This is a genomic window from Streptomyces sp. NPDC058579, from assembly GCF_042718575.1.
Classification (GTDB): domain Bacteria; phylum Actinomycetota; class Actinomycetes; order Streptomycetales; family Streptomycetaceae; genus Streptomyces.
The window spans coordinates 638,784-661,239 of sequence record NZ_JBHXPI010000001.1; the positions used below are offsets into that span (position 1 = coordinate 638,784).

General features: G+C 73.3%; 14 protein-coding genes. 7 read left to right on the top strand and 7 right to left on the bottom strand.

The window, feature by feature from the left end; translation table 11 throughout:
- Nucleotides 1–91: 91 nt before the first annotated feature.
- Nucleotides 92–1,039 (top strand): aldo/keto reductase, encoded by a 948-nt coding sequence (locus ACFWRO_RS03040; protein WP_384503675.1) that lies wholly within the window; start codon nt 92–94, stop codon nt 1,037–1,039.
- A 9-nt stretch (nt 1,040–1,048) separates the two neighbouring features.
- Here ACFWRO_RS03040 and ACFWRO_RS03045 read toward each other — a convergent pair whose 3' ends face one another.
- The 4 genes from ACFWRO_RS03045 to ACFWRO_RS03060 form a co-directional block, all read right to left on the bottom strand.
- Nucleotides 1,049–2,365 carry a PrsW family intramembrane metalloprotease gene (locus ACFWRO_RS03045; protein WP_384503676.1) on the bottom strand — a complete coding sequence of 439 codons (1,317 nt, stop codon included), beginning with the start codon at nt 2,363–2,365 and terminating at the stop codon, nt 1,049–1,051.
- A 101-nt stretch (nt 2,366–2,466) separates the two neighbouring features.
- Nucleotides 2,467–3,258 carry a tRNA (guanosine(46)-N7)-methyltransferase TrmB gene (gene trmB, locus ACFWRO_RS03050; protein WP_384503678.1) on the bottom strand — a complete coding sequence of 264 codons (792 nt, stop codon included), beginning with the start codon at nt 3,256–3,258 and terminating at the stop codon, nt 2,467–2,469.
- A 101-nt stretch (nt 3,259–3,359) separates the two neighbouring features.
- The gene (gene lhgO / locus ACFWRO_RS03055; protein ID WP_384503679.1) at nt 3,360–4,556 is read right to left on the bottom strand and encodes an L-2-hydroxyglutarate oxidase; all 1,197 of its coding nucleotides are present in this window, start codon (nt 4,554–4,556) and stop codon (nt 3,360–3,362) included.
- Nucleotides 4,557–4,658: 102 nt separating this feature from the next.
- On the bottom strand, nt 4,659–6,107 hold the full coding sequence (locus tag ACFWRO_RS03060; RefSeq protein ID WP_384503680.1) for an MFS transporter: 1,449 nt from the start codon (nt 6,105–6,107) through the stop codon (nt 4,659–4,661).
- Between the two features lie 635 nt (nt 6,108–6,742).
- Here ACFWRO_RS03060 and ACFWRO_RS03065 point away from each other — a divergent pair.
- The 3 genes from ACFWRO_RS03065 to ACFWRO_RS03075 all read left to right on the top strand — a co-directional run bounded on the left by ACFWRO_RS03065 (nt 6,743) and on the right by ACFWRO_RS03075 (nt 13,210).
- On the top strand, nt 6,743–8,884 hold the full coding sequence (locus ACFWRO_RS03065) for an asparagine synthase-related protein (protein ID WP_384503681.1): 2,142 nt from the start codon (nt 6,743–6,745) through the stop codon (nt 8,882–8,884).
- Nucleotides 8,885–8,991: 107 nt separating this feature from the next.
- A complete protein-coding gene (locus ACFWRO_RS03070) occupies nt 8,992–9,561 on the top strand; it encodes a Uma2 family endonuclease (RefSeq protein WP_384503682.1) in 570 nt (189 codons plus the stop codon).
- Between the two features lie 208 nt (nt 9,562–9,769).
- On the top strand, nt 9,770–13,210 hold the full coding sequence (locus ACFWRO_RS03075; RefSeq protein WP_384503683.1) for a BTAD domain-containing putative transcriptional regulator: 3,441 nt from the start codon (nt 9,770–9,772) through the stop codon (nt 13,208–13,210).
- A 70-nt stretch (nt 13,211–13,280) separates the two neighbouring features.
- Here ACFWRO_RS03075 and ACFWRO_RS03080 read toward each other — a convergent pair whose 3' ends face one another.
- Nucleotides 13,281–15,269, bottom strand: a complete 1,989-nt coding sequence (locus tag ACFWRO_RS03080) for a sigma-70 family RNA polymerase sigma factor (RefSeq protein WP_384503685.1) — start codon at nt 15,267–15,269, stop codon at nt 13,281–13,283.
- Between the two features lie 329 nt (nt 15,270–15,598).
- Nucleotides 15,599–16,462 (bottom strand): TetR/AcrR family transcriptional regulator, encoded by an 864-nt coding sequence (locus ACFWRO_RS03085; protein ID WP_384503750.1) that lies wholly within the window; start codon nt 16,460–16,462, stop codon nt 15,599–15,601.
- A gap of 402 nt (nt 16,463–16,864) precedes the next feature.
- Between ACFWRO_RS03085 and ACFWRO_RS03090 the strand changes: the two genes are divergently transcribed.
- Together ACFWRO_RS03090 and ACFWRO_RS03095 are read left to right on the top strand one after the other, a co-directional pair.
- On the top strand, nt 16,865–18,217 hold the full coding sequence (locus ACFWRO_RS03090; protein ID WP_384503752.1) for an NAD(P)/FAD-dependent oxidoreductase: 1,353 nt from the start codon (nt 16,865–16,867) through the stop codon (nt 18,215–18,217).
- Between the two features lie 105 nt (nt 18,218–18,322).
- Nucleotides 18,323–19,957, top strand: coding sequence for a SpoIIE family protein phosphatase (locus tag ACFWRO_RS03095; RefSeq protein WP_384503686.1), 1,635 nt, complete (start codon nt 18,323–18,325; stop codon nt 19,955–19,957).
- A gap of 14 nt (nt 19,958–19,971) precedes the next feature.
- Here ACFWRO_RS03095 and ACFWRO_RS03100 read toward each other — a convergent pair whose 3' ends face one another.
- On the bottom strand, nt 19,972–21,249 hold the full coding sequence (locus ACFWRO_RS03100) for an MFS transporter (protein ID WP_384503754.1): 1,278 nt from the start codon (nt 21,247–21,249) through the stop codon (nt 19,972–19,974).
- A 143-nt stretch (nt 21,250–21,392) separates the two neighbouring features.
- Here ACFWRO_RS03100 and ACFWRO_RS03105 point away from each other — a divergent pair, with 143 nt between their 5' ends.
- Nucleotides 21,393–21,959: a MarR family winged helix-turn-helix transcriptional regulator gene (locus ACFWRO_RS03105; RefSeq protein ID WP_384503687.1), complete on the top strand. Its 567-nt coding sequence runs from the start codon at nt 21,393–21,395 to the stop codon at nt 21,957–21,959.
- Nucleotides 21,960–22,456 lie beyond the last annotated feature (497 nt).

A 22,456-nucleotide genomic window follows, 5' to 3' on the forward strand; every position in this document is an offset into this window, starting at 1 on the left:
GAGGCCTTACGACTCCGGCAGTCCTGGCGGCACCCCCCCCACGTCAGGGCTGCCGGAATACCCGTACCGGGGGCGGTCGTTGTACCGTCCCATGACCTCACTGCGCCCTCTGGGCACTTCCGACCTGAACGTCTTCCCCCTCGCGCTCGGCGGCAACGTCTTCGGCTGGTCCTCCAGCGAGGAACAGTCCTTCGCGGTCCTGGACGCCTACACCGCCGCGGGCGGCAACTTCGTCGACACCGCCGACATGTACTCCGCGTGGGCCGAGGGCAACCAGGGCGGAGAGTCCGAGACGGTCATCGGCAAGTGGCTGGCCTCCCGCGGCAATCGCTCCGAGGTCGTCATCGCCACGAAGGTCGGCGCGCACCCCCGGTACAAGGGCCTCGCCGCGACCACGATCAAGGGCGCGGTCGAGGAGTCGCTGCGCCGGCTCGGGACCGACCACATCGACCTGTACTACTCGCACTTCGACGACCCGACCGTCCCGGTCGAGGAGATCGTCACAGCCCTCGACCAGCTGGTGAGGGAGGGCAAGGTGCGGGCCGTCGCCGCCTCCAACATCTCGCCCGAGCGGCTCCAGGCCTCCCTCGACTTCGCAGAGACCGAGGGCCTCGCCCGCTACGTCGCCCTGCAGCCGCACTACAACCTGCTCTCGCGCGACACGTACGAGGGTGAGCTCCTGGCCACCACCGAGCGGGCCGGGCTCGCCGCCGTCCCGTACTTCGCGCTGGCGTCCGGCTTCCTCACGGGCAAGTACCGCGCCGGGAAGACCGTCGACAGCGTCCGCGCCGAGGGCGCCGCCGAGCACGCGAAGACCGAGCGGGGCCGGCGGATCCTCGCCGCGCTCGACACCGTGGCCGAGGCGCACGGCGCGGAGCTCGCCACCGTCGCCCTGGCCTGGCTCGCCTCCCGCCCGACCGTCGTCGCCCCGATCGCCTCGGCCCGCACGGTCGAACAGCTCCCGGCCCTGGTGGCGGTGGCCGACCTCCACCTGACCGAGGCGGACCTCACGCTCCTGACGGAGGCGTCAGCCGCCTAGGCGGCTCTCCTAGCTCTGGTACGGGTTGTAGCCGCCGTAGTCCAGGTACTGCGGCGGCGCCCACACCCGGCCCGTCGCCCGCGCCGCGTAGGTGAGCGCGGGTGAGGCGACCGGCTTGCGCTGCCAGAGGTGGTGGAGCAGCTCCTGCTCGCGCGCCGTGAAGTCGGGGACCTGTGCGCCGCGCTGGGCGCGGTGGCGCAGGAAGGCGAGGGTCGTCGCGAACGCCTCGTACTCGCCGACGGCCGTCGCGGCCGGCCCGCCGTACGTACGGCGGGCGAAGTCGCGGGCGACCGAGCGGGCCCGCATCGAGGAGAGCGCGAGCGGCTCGGCCGGTGAGAGCCAGCCTGCCGCCGCGTACGCCGGAAGCTGCCCGGATATCGTGCGCAGCTCGCGCTGCCTGCTCCATATCGCGAGCCAGGTCAGCAGGCCGAAGGCGGGCACCATGAACATGCCGTAGACGAGGATGAAGCCCAGCGGCCCGAGGATCATCGCGGAGCCGTTCCACAGGGCGTGCATGAGCATGGCGAGGAGCAGCCCGGCGAGCGGCAGCAGGACCCGGCGGGTCCGCAGGAACTTCCGCCGGGAGGTGGCCAGGGCGGCGAAGGCGAAGCCGAGGCCGGTGAAGACCGTGAAGAGCGGATGCGCGAACGGCGACATCACGATCCGTACGAAGAAGGTGCCCGCGGTCATCGAGCCGAGGCCGCCGGAGCCGAGGTCCTGGTCCTCGCCGAAGGCGTTGCCGAGATAGAGGATGTTCTCGGTGAAGGCGAAGCCGGTGGCGGTGAAGCCCGCGACCACCACCCCGTCGACGAGGCCGGTGAAGTGCCGTCGGCGGAAGAGGAAGATCAGCAGGATCGCCGCGGCCTTGGCGCTCTCCTCCACGACCGGGGCGACGACCGTGGCGCCCCAGGACTCGGCGGAGGCGGGGTCGGCGGTGGCGGTCGCGATCCAGCGGACCGCGAAGGAGTTGGCGAGGATCGCGACGAGCGTCGCGGCGCACGCGCCCCATGCGAAGGCGAAGATCAGGTTCTTCCACGGGCCCGGCTCGACCCGGTCCAGCCAGCGGAAGGCGGCCATCAACAGCGGTACGGGCAGGACCGCGAGGCCGAGGCCGACGAGGAAGCCCTCGGTGCCGGTCTGTTCCCGGACGATCGCGAGGATCACGAGCGCGCAGAGCGCGAGCACGGTGATCACGGCGACGGCCCGGACCACCTTGCTGCGCCAGAAGGCGCGACGAGGCCTGTAGCGCCACTGCGCGCGGTCCGGAACGGCCGTGAAGGCCGGCTCCTCGGTGTCCCGAGTGGGGACGGGAACATGGTTCGACACGTGATCGACCCTAACGAGGAGTACTGACACCTGCGACGGAGTTCTCCGACAACTGCCGCTTCCTGTGGAAAAGCAGAGTCAAACCCGAAACTCCCGCTGAGCTACTTCCTGTGGAAAAGCAGGTCGTGCACGAGATGCCCCTTGTCCAGGCCCTGTCCCTCGAAGCGGGTGAGGGGGCGGAAGTCCGGGCGGGGTGCGTAGCCGCCCTCGGGCCGGGTGTTCTCGAAGTCGGGGTGGGCGGAGAGGACTTCGAGCATCTGCTCGGCGTACTCCTCCCAGTCCGTGGCGCAGTGCAGCACGGCGCCGGGCTTCATCCGGGTCGCGAGCAGCGTGAGGAACTCGGGCTGGATCAGCCGCCGCTTGTGGTGGCGCTTCTTCGGCCAGGGGTCAGGGAAGTAGACGCGGCAGCCGTCGAGGGCGTCGGCGGTGAGCATCTCGCGGAGCAGGATGATCGCGTCGCCGTTGGCGACCCGGACGTTCTCGAGGCCGCCCCGGTCGGCGAGACCGAGGAGGTTGCCCTGGCCGGGGGTGTGGACGTCCACGGCGAGGATGCCGGTGCCGGGGTCGGCGGCGGCCATCTGGGCCGTGGCCTCGCCCATGCCGAAGCCGATCTCCAGGACCACGGGCAGGCCGCCGAACATGTCGTTCAGGTCGAGGACCCGCTTGCCGTCGATGTCGAGACCCCAGTCGGGCCAGCGCTTGAGCATCGCCTCCGCCTGCCCCGTGGTGACGCGGCTGCGGCGCGGCTGGAAGCTGCGGATCCGCCGCTCGTGGTGCGAACCGGCGGGATCGGGCAGCGGTCCTTCCCCGGGGGCGAACCTCTGGCTGCCCCGCTGGAAGACGGGCTCCGGGCGGGGCTGGGGGTGGGCGGCGGTTTCACGGGACTCAGACACAATGCGACCAATTCTACGGTCCCGAAACCGCACCTCCGTGGGGTGGCCGACTGGGGTGGCCGACTGGCAGTGGGCCGACCCAGCCGACTCGGTGCGGCCGGCTACAGCAGGGCCAAGGCCCTCCGAGCCACCTCGCGGCCGATCGGCAGCGACGCCGTCGCCGCCGGTGACGGCGCGTTCAGGACGTGCACCGTCCGGTGCGCCTCACGGATCAGGAAGTCGTCCACGAGCGTCCCGTCGCGGAGCACCGCCTGTGCACGCACCCCCGCCGGAGCCCGGCGCAGATCCGTTTCCTCCACGGACGGGAGCAGCCTGCGCACCGCCTCCGTGAAGGCACGCTTCGACAGCGAGCGGCGCAGCTCGCCCGCTCCGTACCGCCAGTGCTCCCGGGCGATCTGCCACGCCCCGGGCCACGCCAGCGTGCCCGCCAGGTCGCCGGGCCGGACGACCGACCAGTCGTACCCCTCCCGGGCCAGCGCCGGCACCGCGTTCGGCCCGACGTGGACGCCGCCGTCGACGCCCCGGGTGAGGTGGACGCCGAGGAAGGGGAAGGCCGGGTCCGGGACCGGGTACACCAGGCCTCGGATCAGCGAGGGGTCGGCCAGCTCGTAGTACTCGCCGCGGAAGGGCACGATCCGCATGCCCGGATCGTCGCCCGCGAGCCGCGCGACCCGGTCGCACTGCAGCCCCGCGCAGTTCACCAGGGCCCGCCCGCGCGCCACCGTCCCGGCCGCCGTGCGGACGGCGACGCCCCAGGGCCGCCGGTCGACGGCGGTGACCTCGGAGCCGTACAGGATGCGGGCGCCGGAGGACTCGGCAAGCTGCTCCGCCACCGCGCCGTAGTCGCAGATTCCCGTCGTGCCGACGTGGATCGCGGCGAGGCCCCGCACGTTCGGTTCGTACTCGGCGATCTGGGCGGGGCCCAGTTCCCGCACCGGGATGCCGTTCTCCCGGCCGCGCTGCACGAGCGCGTGGAGCCGGGGCAGCTCGTCGCGGCCCGTGGCGACGATCAGCTTGCCGGTGACCTCGTACGGCAGTCCGTACTCGGCGCAGAACTTGACCATCTCGGCCGCGCCCTTGACCGCGAACCGTGCCTTCAGGGAGTCCGGGCGGTAGTAGATCCCGCTGTGGATCACCCCGCTGTTCCGCCCGGTCTGGTGGCGGGCCGGGCCGTGCTCCTTCTCCAGGACGGTGACGCGGGTGCCGGGAGCGGCGCGCGTCAGGGCGTACGCCGTCGACAGACCGACGATCCCGCCGCCGATCACGAGCACGTCGCAGTCGACGTCGTGCCTGTACACCTGCACCACCTCCCACCCCGATAGTGCACTGACCCACTGACAGAGCGGCTAAACCCCCTGGGCCACGTGTCACGTCGAGCTCATCCCAGGGTCATGCCGCGCTCATGCCGGGGCCATCAGGAGCGGCCTGGCCCGCTCCCGCAGCTCCATGACCCTCGGCTCGTCCCCGTACGGTTCGAGCCGGTGCAGCAGGTCCCGTACGTACTCGGTGGTGCGGGCGGACGAGATCCGGCCGGCCACCTCCACCGCGCGCGTGCCGGCCGCGCAGGCCGCGTCCAGGTTGCCCGACTCCAGCTCCGCGACCGCCGAGACCACGAGCCGCAGCCCGTGCGAGCGGACGAACTCCTCCGTCGGCCGGGACAGCGCCTGCTCGGTGAAGCGGCGCACCTGGCGGGGCGCCTTCAGGTCCCGGTAGCACTCGGCGGCGTCCGCGCAGAACCGGTCGTACGAGTAGAAGCCCAGCCACGACGGGTCGGCGTCGCCCTCCCGCGAGCGCTCCAGCCACCCCTCCGCGGCCTTGAGCGCGGCCCCGGCCGCCGTGCCGTCGCTCGCCTTCGCGTGCGCGCGGGCCTCGACGAGCCGGAAGAAGGACATGGTGCGGGCGGTGGCGAGCCCCCGGTTGCGCTCCAGGGCGGCCTGGGCGAGGTCGACGCCCTCGTCGGCGAAGCCCCGGTAGGTGGCCTGGAGGGACATGGAGGCCAGGACGTAGCCGCCCAGGGGCACGTCGGCGGCGGCGCGGGCCAGGCGCAGTGCCTGGATGTAGTAGCGCTGGGCGGCCTCCTGCTGGCCGGTGTCGAAGGCCATCCAACCGGCAAGCCGGGTCAGCTCGGCGGTCGCGCCGAAGAGCGCGCGGCCGACCTCGTCCGAGTACGAGGCGAGCAGCAGCGGGGCCGCATCGACGCGTAAGCACTCCGGGACCATCGAGGAGCGCCAGTCGCCGCCGCCGTACTTGGAGTCCCAGCGGCGCGCGTCCTCGGCGGCCTCCCGGAGCTTGGCGACGTCGCTGTGGCCCACGCGCGCGTGGGGGCCGGTCTCGGGTCCTTCGCCGGCCGCCGGTTCCTCGACCGGCTCCAGCAGGCGCTCCACGGAGGAGTCGGCGGGCGTTATCAGCCACCGGGAGGCGGGGGTCGCGTAGGCGCTGACCGCGAAGGATCCGGCCAGCGACTGCCAGATCCCGCCGCCCCCGGCCCGCCGGCCGGCCAGATCGAGCCGGTAGAGCTCGGTGGCCGAGCGGACCGCCTCGCCCACGTCGCGCGGGAAGGCGAGCCCTACCTCGGGCGCGGGGTCGGCGTCCGCGAGCCCGATCTCGTGCAGCGGCACGGGCCGGCCCAGCTTCTGGCCGATCGCGGCCGCGATCAGGTGCGGGGCGGCGCCCTGGGGCACCATGCCCTTCGACACCCAGCGGGCCACCGAGGTCTTGTCGTAACGAAGCGTCAGACCGCGCTGTGCCCCGAGGTCGTTGACGCGCCGGGCGAGGCCGGCGTTGCTGATTCCCGCGAGGGCGAGAACCGTGCCGAGCTTTTCGTTCGGCCCGCGTTGCTCCCTGGACATGACGCCACCCCTCGACAACACAAGACGGCCGCCACGACGCCGGGCATAGGCGTGCGGCATTCGTAAACACAGCGTAGTTCGCCGCATCCCGACCGTTAAGGGGCGGAGTTCCGTATGGCGGGATTGTTGTGGGAACAGACGGATGGCCGACAGATGGCGTAGCGGCGTCGGCGGGTCCCCCGCCGTCCCGGCGCGCGTGGGGAGTGCGTGGGGAGTGCGCGGGGGGCCTGCGAAACGGCTTGGGGCGCGTGCTCCGCGTGTGTGGCCGTGCGCCTGGCCGTGCGCTCTCGCCCGGTCGGCGGGGGAGCGCTTCCATGAGTGCTGCGTGGGTCGGCCCACTCGGCTGTGGACCGGTGGGCTGGGGGATACCGTCGCCCCATTCCCCGCGGGCGGCGGACGGCTCCGGGAGGCGGACAGCGCCTCCCGGAGTGCCGGACGCCCTCAGGTTGTCCGGCGCGCCGGGTCCGCGCCACCGCTGGCGCGTTGAGAATGGCCGAATGACGACCGTCGTCGAACCGGTGTCAACTGGCCCATGCCAGGGGCGCATTCGCATTGGCGCGCGCGACCCCGGAGCCCCCTCCGTGCGCTGTTGTCGTGGCAGCATGTTCCTCCACTGAACCGACGTGGAGGCGCCGATGCGATGGCTGGTGGGCTGGAGCAGTGTCGCCGCGAGCTTCGGTACGACGGTTACTGCGGGTACAGCCGGCGCGGCCGGTGCCGTGGGGGACCCTGCGTCCGAGGGGCGCACGGTGCAGCCGGTCGGTGCCCAACTCCTGTGGGGCGACCCCGATCCGCTCTGGGCGGTCGGCGACTGGCGTCCCGACGAGGTCCGCGTGATCAGCATCGACGCGCACACCCGCCTCGCCGTCCTGGGGTGTTGCGCCGCGAGCGACGAGGAGCTGCGGGTCGGGCTGCTCACCGCGCGCGGGGGCGCGCTGCGCCATCTCACCGCCTGGGCGGGCAGCTACACGGCCGTCGTGCGGGTCGGCCGCCGCGTCACCGTGACCGGCGATCTGGCGGGCGCGCGGCCGGTGTTCCACACCCCGTGGGCGGGCGGCACGGCGTACGCGACGGCCGCCCTGCCCCTCGCGGACCTCGTCGAGGCCCAGCTCGACATCGGCCACCTGGCGGCGCTGCTCGCCTGCCCGGAGACCCCGGAGGCGCTGCGCGACTCGACCCCGTACGAAGGCGTGAAGCGGGTGCCGCCCGGGCACGCGCTGATCCTGCGCGAGGGCTCGCGCGAGATCACCGGGTACGAAGCGGTGGCCTCGCTCGCGGTCGCGGCGGCCCAGGTCGAGCCGCGGCGGGCGGTGGAGGGCGTACGGGACGCGCTGGTCGACGCCGTACGGGCCCGGCTCACCGCGCCCCGGCACGCACCGGAGGCGCCCCTGCCGGACCCGGGCCCTGTGCCCGGCATGGGTCCCGCCGAGCGGCGGGCGGCCCGGGGCGGCGGCCCGGCGCCCGGCATCGGCGCGGACCTGTCCGGCGGCAGCGCGTCCGGCACGCTCGCGCTCCTCGCGGCGGGCCTGCCGGGGGTGCCCGGGACGATCCTCGGCCACGGCACGGGCGCGGGGGAACGGCTGCTCGCCGTCACGTTCAACGACCTGGCGACCGGCGGGGGTTCCGACCGGGAGGAGGAACTTGAGCGGGCCCGGGCGATCGCGGCGAACCCGCGGCTGCACCACGTGGTCGTGGCGGCGGGCGAGGAGGCGCTGCCGTACGCGGAGCTCGAGGGGCCGCTGACCGACGAGCCCGGCCCTTCGCTGGTCGTCGCCGACCGGCACCGGCGGCGGCTCGCGGGCGGCAGCGCGGACCACTTCACGGGCCTGGGCGCCCGCCAGGTCCTGGACGCGCACCCGGCGCGCCTCGCCGACCTGCTGATGGACCGCCGGCGCAGACCCCTCGTACGGCCGGTGACGGCACTGGCCAAGGCGGCGGGCCCGTCGGCGGGTTCGATGCTGGTCCCGCTGACGGTCTACCGTGCGGCGCGCCGGCTCGCCCGCACCCCGTACCGGTCGGGCCTGGAGGCGGCGGCGAGGCTGCTGCTCGACGCGAACCGGCCGGGCCCGGGGGCCTACGGCCCGGTGGAGGCGTCCCTCTCCGCCCTGACCTGGTCGCGGCCGGGGCCTGCGGCGCGCTGGCTGACGGGGGAGGCGCTGGCTGAAGTATCGGTTCGCCTGACGCGGGCGGCGACGCTGCCGACGTCGGTGCAGCGACCGGGGGAGGCACGCGCGCGTGCGGCCCTCGCGCGGGCGGCGGCCGACCACCGGGTCCTGGAACAGGCGGCCGAGATCCGCGGCCAGCGGCTGCACGCGCCGTTCCTGGACAACCAGGTGGTACGGGCCTCCCGCGACCTCCCCGAATCGCTCCGGGTCCAGCCGGGAGCCCGGGCGTCCGTCCTGCGCACGGTCCTCGCGGGCGCGGGCGTCCACGACCTCCCGCCGGGCTGGGGCGCGCCGAACCCCGCGGTCCCGGCAGCGGCCGTCCGCATCGGCCTACGCGCCGCGCTCCCGCACCTCCTGGCCCTCTTCGACGCCCCGCTCCTCGCCGACGCGGGCCTGATCGAGGCCCGCGTGGTCCGCAAGGCCCTCCACGCGGCGGCCGACGGCGACCCGATCCCCCTGGACGGCCTCGCCGACCTGGTCTCCACCGAACTCTGGCTCCGCCGCCTCCTGTCCCGCCGAGGCTCCTGCTGGACAGGCTCGGCGGCCCCACGCCAGCGCCAGGCGGTGGTGGGCCCGTTGGTACCGGCGACCCGGAGGTCGCTGCCGGCGTGAGGGGCGAGGGCGGGCGGTGCCAGCCTTGCGGGTGAAACCTCTCCGGCCCACCACCCCTACCCGTCGCGCGGGATGCCACCGTGGACGTCGGGCGAGAGGAGGCCTTCATGTCGACGCGGTCAGCCGACTTCGCAGGCGAGGCGGTGGAGCAGGCATTCCAGCAACTCAGTGCGGCCGAGCCCGAGGGATGGCGCGTGGAGCTGATCCGAGGGCAGATCTACGTCACGGGGATCGGTGACGGACGCCACGCGAGCATCGTGGCGGAACTGAGGGATCAGGTGTTCGCACGGAGGGGATATCGGTACCTGAGCTGCTACGGCAGGATCGGGTTGGAGCTGCCCGGTCCGTCGGGCACCGATCACGTCGTCCCTGATCTCACCGTCGCCCCCAGGGGCAGCTACCGCGACGAACTCGTGTGGCATGCACCCGACCCCGTCCTCCTCGTCGCCGAGGTCACTTCCGCGTCCACAGTGAGCCGTGACCGGGGCCAGAAGGTCCACGGCTACGCCGACGCGGGGATCCCGGTCTACCTCGTGATCGACCGCGAGGCGGACGAGGCGGTCATCCACGCCGAACCGCGGGCCGACGGCTACGCCGTGCGGGCCGTCCACAGGCTGGGGACGGTCGTGGCCCTGCCCGAGCCCCTCGGTTTCGAGCTCGACACCTCGGAATTCTGAGCGTGCCCCTCCGGGAGGCCCCGGGGGCGCCACGCGCGCGGAGACTCGGGGCGCCACGTCCGCGTATGTCCCGAGGCCCACGCGCGCGTAGACCCGGGCGGCGCCACGTCCGCGCAGACCCCGAGCCGCCACGCGCGCTCAAACCCGAGCCGCCACGCCCGCGTAAACCCCGAGGCGTCCCGCGCCCGCCCCGGCGACAATGGCCCGCGTGCGGTATCTGATCCTCGGTTCCACCCTCGCGCTCGACGCGGACGGCACGCCCCTTCCCCTGGGCGGGGCCCGGCTGCGGGCGTTGCTCGCCGCGCTCGCGGTGCGCGGCGGGCGGGCGGTGACCGTGGGCGAGCTGGTCGAGGACGTGTACGGCGACGAGCCCCCGCACGACGCCCCCGCTGCCCTCCAGGCCCTCGTCGGGCGGCTGCGCCGGACCCTCGGGCGGGAGGCCGTCGAGTCCGTGCCCGGGCCCGGCTACCGCCTCGCCGCCGGGCCCGACGACATCGACCTGTACGTCTTCGAGCGCCACGTCCGCGACGCCGGCGCCCGCCTCGACGCCGGTGACCCCGACAGCGCCGCCGCCCTCCTCCGTACCGCCCTCGCCCTCTTCCGCGGCCCCGCGCTCGCCGATCTGCCCGAGCACGCGCGCGTGCGGCCCGAGGCGCAGCGCCTCGCCGCCCTGCGCCGGCGCGTCGAGGCCGACCTCGGGCGCGGCGCCGTCGACGGACTCGTACCGGAGCTGACCGAGCTGACGGACGCGTACCCGTACGACGAGGGCTTCCGCGCCCAACTCGTACGCGCCCTGCGGGCCGAGGGCCGGCAGGCCGACGCCCTCGCCGCGTTCGAGGACGCCCGCCGCGCGCTCGCCGAGGGGCTCGGCACCGACCCCGGCGCCGAACTCACCGCGCTCCACCGCGAACTCCTCCGCCCGACACCGCCCCCGCAGCCCCGCGAGACCGGGAACATCCGGCCCCGCCTCACCTCCTTCGTCGGCCGCGAACCCGACCTCGCCGCCCTCCGCGCCGACCTGACCCGCTCCCGCCTCGTCACGCTCACCGGCCCCGGCGGCTCCGGCAAGACCCGCCTCGCCGAAGAAGTCGCCCTCGCCGCCAGTACGACGCTCGCGCTCGCCGCTCCGACGGCCCCCGACCCGACCCCGACCGCTCCCACCTCGACGACGCCCTCCACCCCGAGTCCCTCCACCCCGAGTCCCTCCACCCCGAGGTCCGCCGCCCCGAGTCCATCCACCCCGAGTCCCTCCACCCAGACGCCCGCCGCCCCGAGCCCCGACGCCCCGACGGCCTTCCCCCAGAGCCCCGCCGCCCCACCGCCCTCCACCCCCACCGCCCCCGACGGCGCCTGGCTCGTCGAGCTCGCGCCGCTCGACGACCCCGCCGCCGTGCCCGGCGCCGTCCTCTCCGCGCTCCGGCTCCGCGAGACCACCCTGATCACCCGCGAGGGCCAGGCCCCCCAGGACGACCCCGTCCACCGGCTCGTCGACCACCTCGCGCCCCGCTCCCTCCTCCTCGTCCTCGACAACTGCGAGCACGTCATCGACGCGGCCGCCGCCCTCGCCGAGACCCTCCTCACCCGCTGCCCCCGGCTGCGCGTCCTCGCCACCAGCCGCGAGCCCCTCGGCGTACCCGGAGAAACGGTCCGCCCCGTCGAGCCCCTGCCGCCCGCCCCGGCCCACCGCCTCTTCGCCGAACGCGCCCGCGCCGTCCGCCCCGACTTCGCCGCCGAGAACAGCGCCGACGGCCACCGCGCCGTCGACGAGATCTGCCGCCGCCTCGACGGCCTCCCCCTCGCCATCGAACTCGCCGCCGCCCGGCTGCGCCTGCTCACCCCGCGCCAGATCGCCGACCGGCTCGACGACCGCTTCCGTCTCCTCACCTCCGGCAGCCGCACCGTCCTGCCCCGCCAGCAGACCCTCCGCGCCGTCGTCGACTGGTCCTGGGACCTCCTCGACGCCGACGAACGCACCCTCTTCCGCAGGCTCTCCGTCTTCGCCGGCGGCTGGGACCTGGCCGCCGCGGAGGCCCTCGTCCCGAACGGTCCGGACGGTCCGAACGCCGCCGACCCGCTCGGCGCGCTCGTCGACAAGTCCCTCGTCGTCGCCGCCCCCACCGACGACGGCGAGATGCGCTACCGGCTCCTGGAGACCATCCACGAGTACGCCGTCGAACGCGCCGCCGAGCGCCCCGACGTCCTCGCCGCCGCCGAAGCCGCCCACACCGCGTACTTCACCGCCCTCGCCGAGCGGGCCGAACCCCTCCTCCGCTCCGGCGAGCAACTCCCCTGGATCCGGCGGATCGAGACCGACCTCGACAACATCCGCGCCGCCCTCCACCGCACGACCGTCACGGCTCCCGACGAGGCCGCCGCCCACCGCCTCGTCCTCGCCATCGGCTGGTTCTGGTGGCTCCGCAACTACCGCACCGAGGGCCTGGTCTGGACCGAACGCGCGCTCCTGCTCGGCGAGGACCCGGACGACCCAGAAGACCCCCGCTACTGGCCCCGCATGCGGCTGCGCATGCTCTCCTTCTTCCTCGTCGTGGAGAACCGCACGGCCGCCGACCTGCGCGACGACCCCGAGGGAAGCGCGCTGGTACGGCGGGTGCGCGAGGCCTTCGGCGAGCGGCCCGGGCCCGAGTCGGCCCGCTTCCCAGGGCTCCTGTGGCCGTTCACCGCGTTCCTCACCGAGAGCCCGGCGGTCCTGCGCGAGATGCTCGACACCGCCGTCGACACATGCCGCCGGTACGGCGGTGAGTGGGAGCTCGGCGTCAGCATGATGTTCCGTACGCACCTGGTGATCGACATGCCCGGCGAGACGCACGGCATCGACGAGGACCTGGCCGAACTGCGCGTCCTCTCCCGCCGCGTCGGCGACCGCTGGATGCGGGCGCAGGTGGCGAGCGCGGCGGGCGAGGCGCACATGATGCGGGGCCGGCTCGCGGAGGCGGAGGAGGCGTACGAAGACGCTCTCGCCCTCGCCCGCGAGGTCGGCGCGCACGCCGAGTCCCCGTTCCTGATCGCCCGGCTCGCCGAACTCGCCTACCGCTCCGGTGACGTGGACGCCGCCGAGAAGGGCCTCGACGAGGCCGAGGCGGAGGCCGCCGACCACCACATCGAGGACACGGAGACGTTCCTACGGTTCATGAGGGCCGTCCTCGCCCTCTACCGCGGCGACGCCCGTGAGGCCCGCGCGCACATGGACGCCGCGAAGCGACTGGTCCTCACCGGAACACCGCCTCCGCACTTCACCGCCTCCGTGGCCGGGCTCTCCGCGCGCGTGCTCGCGCAGGAGGGCGGCGGTACGGCGGCCGTGGTGGAGGCGGTCGACGCCCTGCGGCTCACCCTGCAGGCCCAGTGCGCCGACTTCGTCACGGCCCAACTGGGGGAGTGCCTGGCGACCGTGCTCAGCATGAGCGGCGCGCTCCCGGTCGCCGTCCGGGTCCTGGCCGCCGTCGACACCTGGCGGGTCGCGATCCCCCGCTCCGTCCCCGAACTCCGCGAGGCGGAGAACCTGATGACCAGGGCCCGCACGGAACTGGGCGAGTCCGCCACCGCGAGCGCCTACGCCGAGGGCGCCCGCCTGACCCTCGACGAGGTGATCGCCCTGGTGGACGCGTACGTGGCGGACGTCGGGAACGACTGACCCGTGGCGGACCCCAGGAACAACTGACTCGCGGCCCCCGCCCTCAGGAACAGCTGATCGGCGGCCGCCCTCAGGAACAGCTGATCCGGGACTGCGCCCAGTCTGCCACCGCGACGCGGCCCCACGGCGAGGTCTCCTCCACGACCAGCCGGAGGGTCTCGCGCCCCGCGATGCCGACGTGGACCGGGATCGCGGGGTCGCCCGCCTCGACGACCTGCGAGCGCCAGAGCCGTTCACCGTCTCCGTAGACGGAGAAGCGGACGCCTCCGATGCCGATCGGCGCGGTCAGGTCGTCGACGCCGACGAGCGCGTCGTAGCTGGTGCACTGCCGGTTGAGGTCGATCACGAGCGCCGACGGAGCGTGCACGCTGACCCCGTGCCCGTACCGCGTGCCGCCGATCGACAGGCCCTGGCGCTGCCACATCCAGCTGCTGTCACCGAGCCGGACCTCGGGCTTCGTGCCGTCGCCGAAGACGCCGTAGTCGAGCTCGTTCACCTGGTAGACGGCCGGCGGGGCGGGCGGCGGCGTGGGCGTCGGGGTGGGTGTCGGCGTCGGCTTCGGAGGTGCGGGCGTCGGCGTGGGGCTGGGCTCGACCGTAGGCGTCGGAGTCGGCTCAGGTGTGGGCGTCGGGGTCGGAGTCGGCGTCGGCTCCGGCTCCTCGACCGGCGCCGGAGGGGCGGGCGGCGGCGTGGGCTTCGGGGTCGGCTTCGGCGACGGAGTGGGCGCCTGCGGTACGGCGGGGGCGACGGCCGACGGCGTGGGTTCGGGCTTCGCGACGGGCTGGGGGTCTCCGGAGAGGGCCCAGACCAGGCCTGCCGTCGCGGCCACGGCCACCGCCGCCGCGATGCCCGCCTTCGCGGGCGCGCCGAGCCCCTCCGCCGCGGCGGCGGAGGACGCTCCGGCCGTACTCGACGAGCCCGCGCCCGTCGCCGCGCCCGTCGCGGCGGCGGCCGCACCGGCGCCCGCGGCGCCCACGACCCCGCCGGCCACGACACCGGCGGCCTTGAGCGCGTACCCCGCGGCGAACCAGCCGATGACGGCGATCGGCAGCAGCGCGGGGATCCCGGCGTTCACATGCTCCAGCTCGCCGACGGCGAGCCGGCACTTGGCGCACTCCTCCAGGTGCTTGCGCAGCCCGCGCTCGGCCCGCATCCGCAGGCCCCCGCGCGCGTACGCGCCGAGCCGGTCGGCGTAGCGGGCGCAGTCACCGCCCGCCGTCAGGGACGTGCTCACGTGCGCCTGGAGGTAGGCCTGCTTGAGGCCCTCGCGGGCCCTGCTGGCCAGTACGGCGGTGGCGTTGGCGGTCAGTCCGAACAGCGGGGCGACGTCGCTGGGCGACTCCTCCTCGACGGTGGTGTGCCACAGGACGGCCTGCCACCGCTCGGGCAGCGACCGGAACGCCTGCATGGCCAGCGACTGTTCGGCCTCGTGCATGGCCATGACGTCGGCGCCGAGGTCGAGCGTGTCCTGGTCGGAGACCTCGGACGAGCGGGCGGCCTGCGCCGCGAACACGGCGAAGTCCTCGACCAGGTGCTCGCGCTTCTGCGTGCGCGTCCAGTTCGCGGCGACCCGACGGACCGTGGTCAGCAGATAGGCGCGCACCGCCTGCTCGGGACCCGCTCCACCCCGTACCGCCTGGAGCGTGCGGGCGAACACCTCCGCCGTCAGGTCGTCGGCGGTGTGCGCGTCGCGGCAGCAGGTCCTGGCGTAGCGGCGCACGGCCTCGGAGTGGCGACGGAACAGCTCTTCGTACGCGCTGTCGTCGCCGCCCCGCATCAGCTGGATGAGATCGGCGTCGGAGGGCGGCAGTTCGACCGGAGGCGGAAGGACGGTGTCGGGCTCGTCCGCTCCGTCGGCGGCCGCCGACCGCGTGACGGCACCGGCCACTGCCCCGCCCTCGCGCTGCTGCGGCACACTCGGCTCGCCCGGAGCCTGAGCCTTGGGCCCGCCCGCGGAACCTCCGGGTCCGCCCTGACTCGGCACGTGTTGCGGGGGAAGGCCCCCGGTCTCCGTGCCACCGCCGTTGCCCAGAGGCTCGTCCCGACCGTCACCGCTCATCGCGGAAGCCCCCGTATGCACGCTCAGAACCGAACACCGGGCAAGAGTGCCACAGAGCGCCTACGCACTGAACCTCAGCGTCCACTTACCACTCGTCCGGGGCCACTTCCGGTATCCGGGCGTAACCGATCACCCGTTCGTGCCATGCTCGACGGTCCGCCCGGACCAACAGAACCGAACAACGCGGAAGCCGAACACCCCGAAGCCGAACACCCCAGAGCCGACGGCCCGGAAGCCGAACACCCCGGAACCCGACCGGCCCGAGGCCGACCGCCCCGAGGCCGCCCCGAGGCAGAACACCCCGAAGCCGAACCGGCCCCGCTCCGCCGCTAGCGCGAGCGGAGGCCCTCCAGAAGGATGTCGAGGAGCCTGGCCGAGGCAGCCGCCTGCTGCGCCGCGTCCGGCAGCGCGGGCGCCGCCGTGGCTATGACGAGCAGGACATCGGCCACGGTCACGTCCGTCCGCAGCTCGCCCGCCTCACGGGCCCGGTCCACGAGCCGTCCGACGACCTCCAGGAGCTCCGCCGCGCCGGCGTCGTCCTGCTCGGCGCCCGGCACCGCGCGCGGCGCGGCCACCCGTGACTCAGACTGGTCGGCGAAGCCCCGCTGGTGCGGCACCCGCGCCTCGTCACCGGCGCTCTGCGCCGGCAGCAGCAGCTCGTCCGCGTCCACGCCCACCCGCAGTATCTGCGGCGGCAACAGGCGCCCCGCGCCCGAGGCCACCGAGGTCCGCAGGAACCGGGAGAGCGCCGACCACGGCTCATCCTCCTGCCCGAGGGCGGTGCGGGCCTGCTCGGTCAGCCGGGAGGTCTCCTCCTCGGCGATCCGGCGGACCAGCACGTCCTTGCTCGGGAAGCGGCGGTACACCGTGCCGACGCCGACCCGGGCACGCCGGGCCACGTCCTCCATCGGCGCGCCGTAACCGAGTTCGCCGAACACCTCGCGCGCCGCGCGCAGCACGTGCTCCAGGTTCCGCTGGGCGTCCACGCGCAGCGGAACCGACCGGCCGACGGACCCCGCCGACCCGATGCCCGCGCCCGAGACCGCACCGCCGCCCGAGACCGCGCCGGCACCGGGGCCCGAAACCGCACCCGCGGCCGTACCCGTCCCCGCGCTCACTCCCGCACCACGTCCGTCGAAGGCGCTGTCCGTCGTGTCGACGACAGCCTGCCACCGAGAATCCTGCATGTGCATAAGCGTTCCCCCGCTCATGATGTCTCCCCCCGGAGACTCCCCGCCTTGACACGGGGTCGGCCCATTGTGCGGCGCTCTGGTCTGCGCGCCGCGAGCCGATACCCCGACGAGGTACGAACATAGTTGAGACGAGGTCAATTCAGAAGGGGGAGTTCCGTACGGTGCGCCCCCCGATCGGAGCAAGGGCCTGAACTCTCCCGATTCCGCTCTCCCGCGCCACCCCCCACGCCCACTCTGACCTGCGCACTTTCCGCTGTACCCACCGTGTGCGCCACCCCGCGCCCCCGCGCACCTCCGGTCACACAATTTGTCGAGCCTGTGGACAAACCCCGGACGGCGGTGCGTCATGGGACAGTGACCGAACCTGCGCGCATTCTCGTTGTCGGCGGTGGCTACGTCGGGATGTACACCGCGCTGCGCCTGCAGCGGCAGCTCAAGACCGAGCTCAGAGACGGTTCCGTCGAGATCGTCGTGGTCACGCCCGAGCCGTACATGACGTACCAGCCGTTCCTCCCGGAGGCCGCCGCCGGGTCGATCTCCCCGCGCCATGTCGTCGTCCCGCTCCGCCGCGTCCTGGACAAGTGCCGGATCGTCATCGGCGAGGTCCACGCCGTCGACCACGCCAAGCGGACCGCGACGCTCTCCACCCTCGCCACCGAGGAGGAAGGCACCGGCAGCGAGCAGCTCACCTACGAAGAACTGGTCATCGCGCCCGGCTCGATCTCCCGCACCCTCCCGGTCCCCGGCCTCGCCGACTACGCCATCGGCTTCAAGACCGTCGAGGAGGCCATCGGCCTGCGCAACCACGTCATCGAGCAGATGGACATCGCCTCCTCCACCCGCGACCCCGGCCTGCGCGACGCCGCCCTCACCTTCGTCTTCGTCGGCGGCGGCTACGCGGGCGTGGAGGCGCTCGCCGAGCTGGAGGACATGGCCCGCTACACCGCGCGGTACTACCACAACATCAAGCCGGAGGACCTGAAATGGGTCCTGGTCGAGGCCTCGGACCGGATCCTGCCCGAGGTCGGCGAGAAGATGGGCAAGTACGCGATCCGCGAGCTGCGCGGCCGCAACATCGACGTACGCCTGGGGACCCGGCTCGACTCCTGCGAGGACCGCGTCGCCGTCCTCAGCGACGGCAGCCGCTTCCCGACCCGTACGGTCGTCTGGACCGCCGGCGTGAAGCCCGCACCGGTCCTCACCGCCACCGACCTGCCGCTCAACGAACGCGGCCGGATCAAGTGCACCGCCCGCCTGTCCGTCGAAGGCGTCGAACACGCCTGGGCGGCCGGAGACGCCGCGGCCGTCCCCGACATCACCGCGGACGAACCCGGCAAGGAGTGCGCGCCGAACGCGCAGCACGCCGTACGCCAGACCAAGGTGCTCGCCGAGAACGTCGCCGCCGCCCTGCGCGGACAGCCGCTCAAGGAGTACGCCCACGCGTACGCGGGCTCGGTCGCCTCCCTCGGCCTCCACAAGGGCGTGGCCCACGTCTACGGGCGCAAACTCAAGGGCTACCCCGCCTGGTTCATGCACCGCGCCTACCACCTCAGCCGCGTGCCGACCTTCAACAGGAAGGCCCGCGTCCTGGCCGAGTGGACCCTCTCCGGCCTGTTCAAGCGGGAGATCGTCTCGCTCGGCTCGCTGGAACACCCGCGCGCCGAATTCGAACTCGCCGCCGCGCCCCCGCCCCCGAAGAACGGCCCCAGGAACGGGCCCAAGAACGGCCCCACGGAAGGGCCCAAGCCCGGCTGACACCGATGTCAGTGCGGTCGGTCACACTGGACGTGTGACCATAGGTGGGCTCACACCTGCACAGAGTGACTCAGCACGGCCAACAACCACGAGGCATACAGATCCGTGAACTTCACCCGTTGGAGCGCCCGACTCCCCGGCACGCAGCGCCGCACGGCGGCGCGGGGGACCGAAGGCTCCGTGCCCGCGGCCCGCGGTGAGTACGAGCAGCAGCCTGAGCACCTCGCCGACGAGGCCGCCGAGGTCCCGACCCTGGAGGACTTCTCCGTACGGGAGATCATCGGCCGTCTCCCCGGCCTGGTCGCGCTCGTGCACGGCCCCGAGCACCGCATCGCGTACGTCAACGACGCCTACGCCGCCGCCTTCGGCCCCCGCCTCGCCGGGGCCACCGTCGCCGACGCCTGCCCCGAGGCCGAGGAACTCGGCCTGCTTCCGCTCATGGACCAGGTCCTGCGCAGCGGAAAGCCCCGGACGGTCAAGTCCCGCAAGACCCAGGACGGCGGCTCGTACACGGTCACCTGCCTGCCGGTGGACTCCGCGCGCTTCGAGGGCGGCGGCGTCCTCGTCCACGCCGCCGACGTGACCGACCACGCCGAGGCCGCCGAGCGGCTGCGCGCCAGCGAGCGCCGGCACCGCGAGACCGCCGTCACCCTCCAGCGCTCCCTGCTCCCGCAGGAGCTGGAGCAGCCCGACGACCTGCGGATCGCCGCCACCTACCAGCCCGGCGGCACGGACGCGGCCGTCGGCGGCGACTGGTACGACGTCATCACCCTGGGAGCCGGCCGCACCGCCCTGGTCATCGGCGACGTCATGGGCCGCGGGGTGCGCGCCGCCGCCGTCATGGGCCAGCTCCGCACGGCCGTCCGGGCCTACGCCCGGCTCGACCTGCCCCCGCACGAAGTGCTCCAGCTGCTCGACGGCCTGGCCGCCGAGATCGACGCCAGCCAGATCGCCACCTGCGTCTACGCCGTCCACGACCCCAACGAGGGCAAGCTCGTCTACGCCTCCGCCGGCCACCTCCCCATCCTCGTCAGGGACGAGGACGGTTCGGTCCGCAGCGCCGAGGACCCCACGGGGCCCCCGCTGGGCACCGGCGGCTGGCTGCACACCTCCGGCTCGATCGCCCTGCCGCCGGGCTCCACCGCCGTCCTCTACACCGACGGTCTCGTCGAGCGGCGCCGCGAGGACATCGACGAGGGCGTCGCCGCCCTGGAGCGCGCGCTCTCCGGTGCCGTCGGCACCCCGCAGGTCGTCTGCGACCGGCTGCTGCGCTCGCTCGGCGTCACCGCCGAGCACGACGACGACGTGGCCGTCCTCGTCGTCCAGCACCCCTCCCGTAAGGGAGCGGACGCGGAGCTCTTCCACAACGCGGCCCTGGAGCTCCTCGGCGGGGTCGAAGCGGCCCCACGCGCGCGTGCCTTCGCCTCGGGCGTCCTCTCCAGCTGGCGCTTCCCCGTCGAGCTGCGCGACCTCGGCGTCCTCGCCACCAGCGAACTGGTGGCGAACTCCCTGAAGCACGGCACCCCGCCCATGCGCCTGCGACTGCGCCGCACCGACCGGCGGCTGATCATCGAGGTCACGGACGGGGACGACCATCTGCCGCGCCGGCGCAGGGCGGAGACGGAGGACGAGGCGGGCCGCGGGATCTCGATCATCGCGACGATCGCCTCGTCCTGGGGCAGCCGCCGCACACCGGGCGGCGGCAAAGCGGTCTGGTGCGAGTTCGCCCTGCCCGACTAGAGCCCAGGTAGGGCTCAGGCGGAGACGCTCTCCTTGGCGGGCATGTGCTGCGCCACCACACGGGAGGTCCTGGTGGCGAGGTACGGCTGGTTCTGCACGGGCGTGAGCTGCTTGCCGAGGCGTACCGCGAGGAACGTGATCCCGAGCGAGAAGAGCACGAAGGTCACGATGTACGGCCCGTGCAGCGCGGCGCCCATGGGCCCGCCCACGGCCGGACCGACGGCCAGCGCGAGCTGCTTGACCAGCGCGAAAGCCGAGTTGTACTGACCGACCATCGACTCCGGCGCGAGGTCCGCCACCAGCGGCGCCACGGTCGGCGACAGCATCGCCTCGCCGAGCCCGAAGAGGGCGTACGTGGAGACGAACGCGGCGGTCGCCATCGCCTGGCTGCCGTGCCCGAGCCCCGCGTACCCGGCGATCACCCACGCCACGGCCCAGATCAGACCGACGGCGGCGATCACCCGGCTGCGGCGCCGGCGCTCGACGAACTTCAGCACCACGAACTGGGCGACGACGATGACAGCCGTGTTGGCGGCCAGCGCGATCCCGAGCGTCGACGGCTCGATCCCGGCGGCCTCGGTGCCGTACGCCGCGAGACCCGACTCGAACTGCCCGTAGCAGGCGAAGAACAGGACGAAGCCCAGGACGCACAGCTGCACCATGGCCTTGTGCCCGAGCAGCGCCCGGATGCCGCCCTTCGGCGAGCCGGCGGGCCGGGTGTCCTGGAGGGCGGGCGAACCCGGCATCCGGACGGTCATCACGATGCCGCCGAGCACCAGGAACATCGCGGCCTCGATCGAGAAGAGCAGGAGGAAGCTCCCCGGCCGGTTCACGTCGACGAGCTGGCCGCCGATCAGACCACCGACGCCGAGTCCCAGGTTCTGCAGGAAGAACTGCATGGCGAAGGACCGGGTCCGGGTGGACGGCTCGGAGCACCAGACGATCATCGTCGCGAGCGCCGGCTGCATCACGGCCGTACCGGCACCGAGCAGCGCGGCCGAACCGACGGCGGCGGGCACGCTGCTCGAGAGCCCCATACCGAGCGCGCCGAGCGACGCGAGGACCGCGGCGACGAGGAGGACGGGGAGGGGACCCCGCCGGTCGATGGCGCGTCCGCTGAACGGCAGGACGACGAGTGCGGCCATGGCGAAGACGGCGAGCACGACGCCCGCCGTGGTCGCGCCCAGGTCTCGCACCTGGGCCACGTACACATAGAGGTACGGAACCGTGAATCCCAGTCCGAACGCGCTCAGCGCGCTGCCCGTCTGGATCCGACGCATCGCTGCACCCATCGCCTTGGTCACGGTTCACCCACCTCGATCAGGGCTTCAGGGCTGTAGGCCTGAAGCCTCAAGACTTCAACAGTAAAATTAGATCCTTAACAATACACATGGAAGGACTTCAACGCCAACGAGGACCGTGGGATACTCACGGCATGAGCGACACCCCCGAGCCATCCGGCCCGCAGCCGGCGCAGGAGCCGACCCTCGACGAGCAGATCGCGGCTTACCAGCGCGAGTTCCGCGACCTGGACCCCCAGGTCGAGAAGGTGGTCTCCGCCCTCGGCCGGCTGAACCGCCGGATGAACGTCGCGTACGGCCGCCAGGTCGCCGACCTCGGCATCAGCAACGCGGAGTGGGAGGTCCTCAAGACCCTCGTCCTCGCCGGCGCCCCCTACCGCCTGGGCCCGGGCGAGCTGGCCAAGCGCCTCGGCCTGACCCCGGCGGCCATGACCCACCGCATCGACCGCATGGCCGGCGAGGGTCTCGTCACCCGCGACCGCGACGAGACCAACCGCGTCCGGGTGATCGTGGAGCTGACGGACGAGGGCCGCTCGAAGTGGCTCGAAGCGATGCGCATGGCGACGGACTTCGAGGAGAAGCTCCTCCAGGACCTCACGGTCGAGGAGCGTGCAGGCCTCGGCGACATGCTGATCCGCCTCCTCCGCAGGGTCGAGCGCACCCAGCCGGACGCGGGCGGCCGGCTCACCGACCTGGACTGAGACCGGCGCGGACCGGGCACAGAGGGGTCACCGGGCGGGGGTTGACACACCCCCGTCGTATCCGTAGTGTTCTCCGAGTTGTCACGGGGCCGGAACGGTTCTGCGACAGCCACTCCCGCCGCTTGAAGCGGCACCTCTACTCAGCACGATCTCCCAGCCGGGACGAATTTCGGCATGCCGAAATTCATTTCGAATGGCTCGATTATGAGCCGCCCGGGAAATCCGCTAGAGTTTGAGCGTCGGAACGGCCCAACAGCCGCGAAGGCAACCCCCACTGACTGGGAATCAGGCCCGAAAGGATCTGATAGAGTCGGAAACGCAGGAAGGCCGAAACGGGAAACCGAAGAAGCCGGAAAGCACCGAGGAAATCGGATCGGAAAGATCTGATAGAGTCGGAAACGCAAGACCGAAGGGAAAAGCCCGGAGGAAAGCCCGAGAGGGTGAGTACGAAGGAAGCGTCCGTTCCTTGAGAACTCAACAGCGTGCCAAAAATCAAC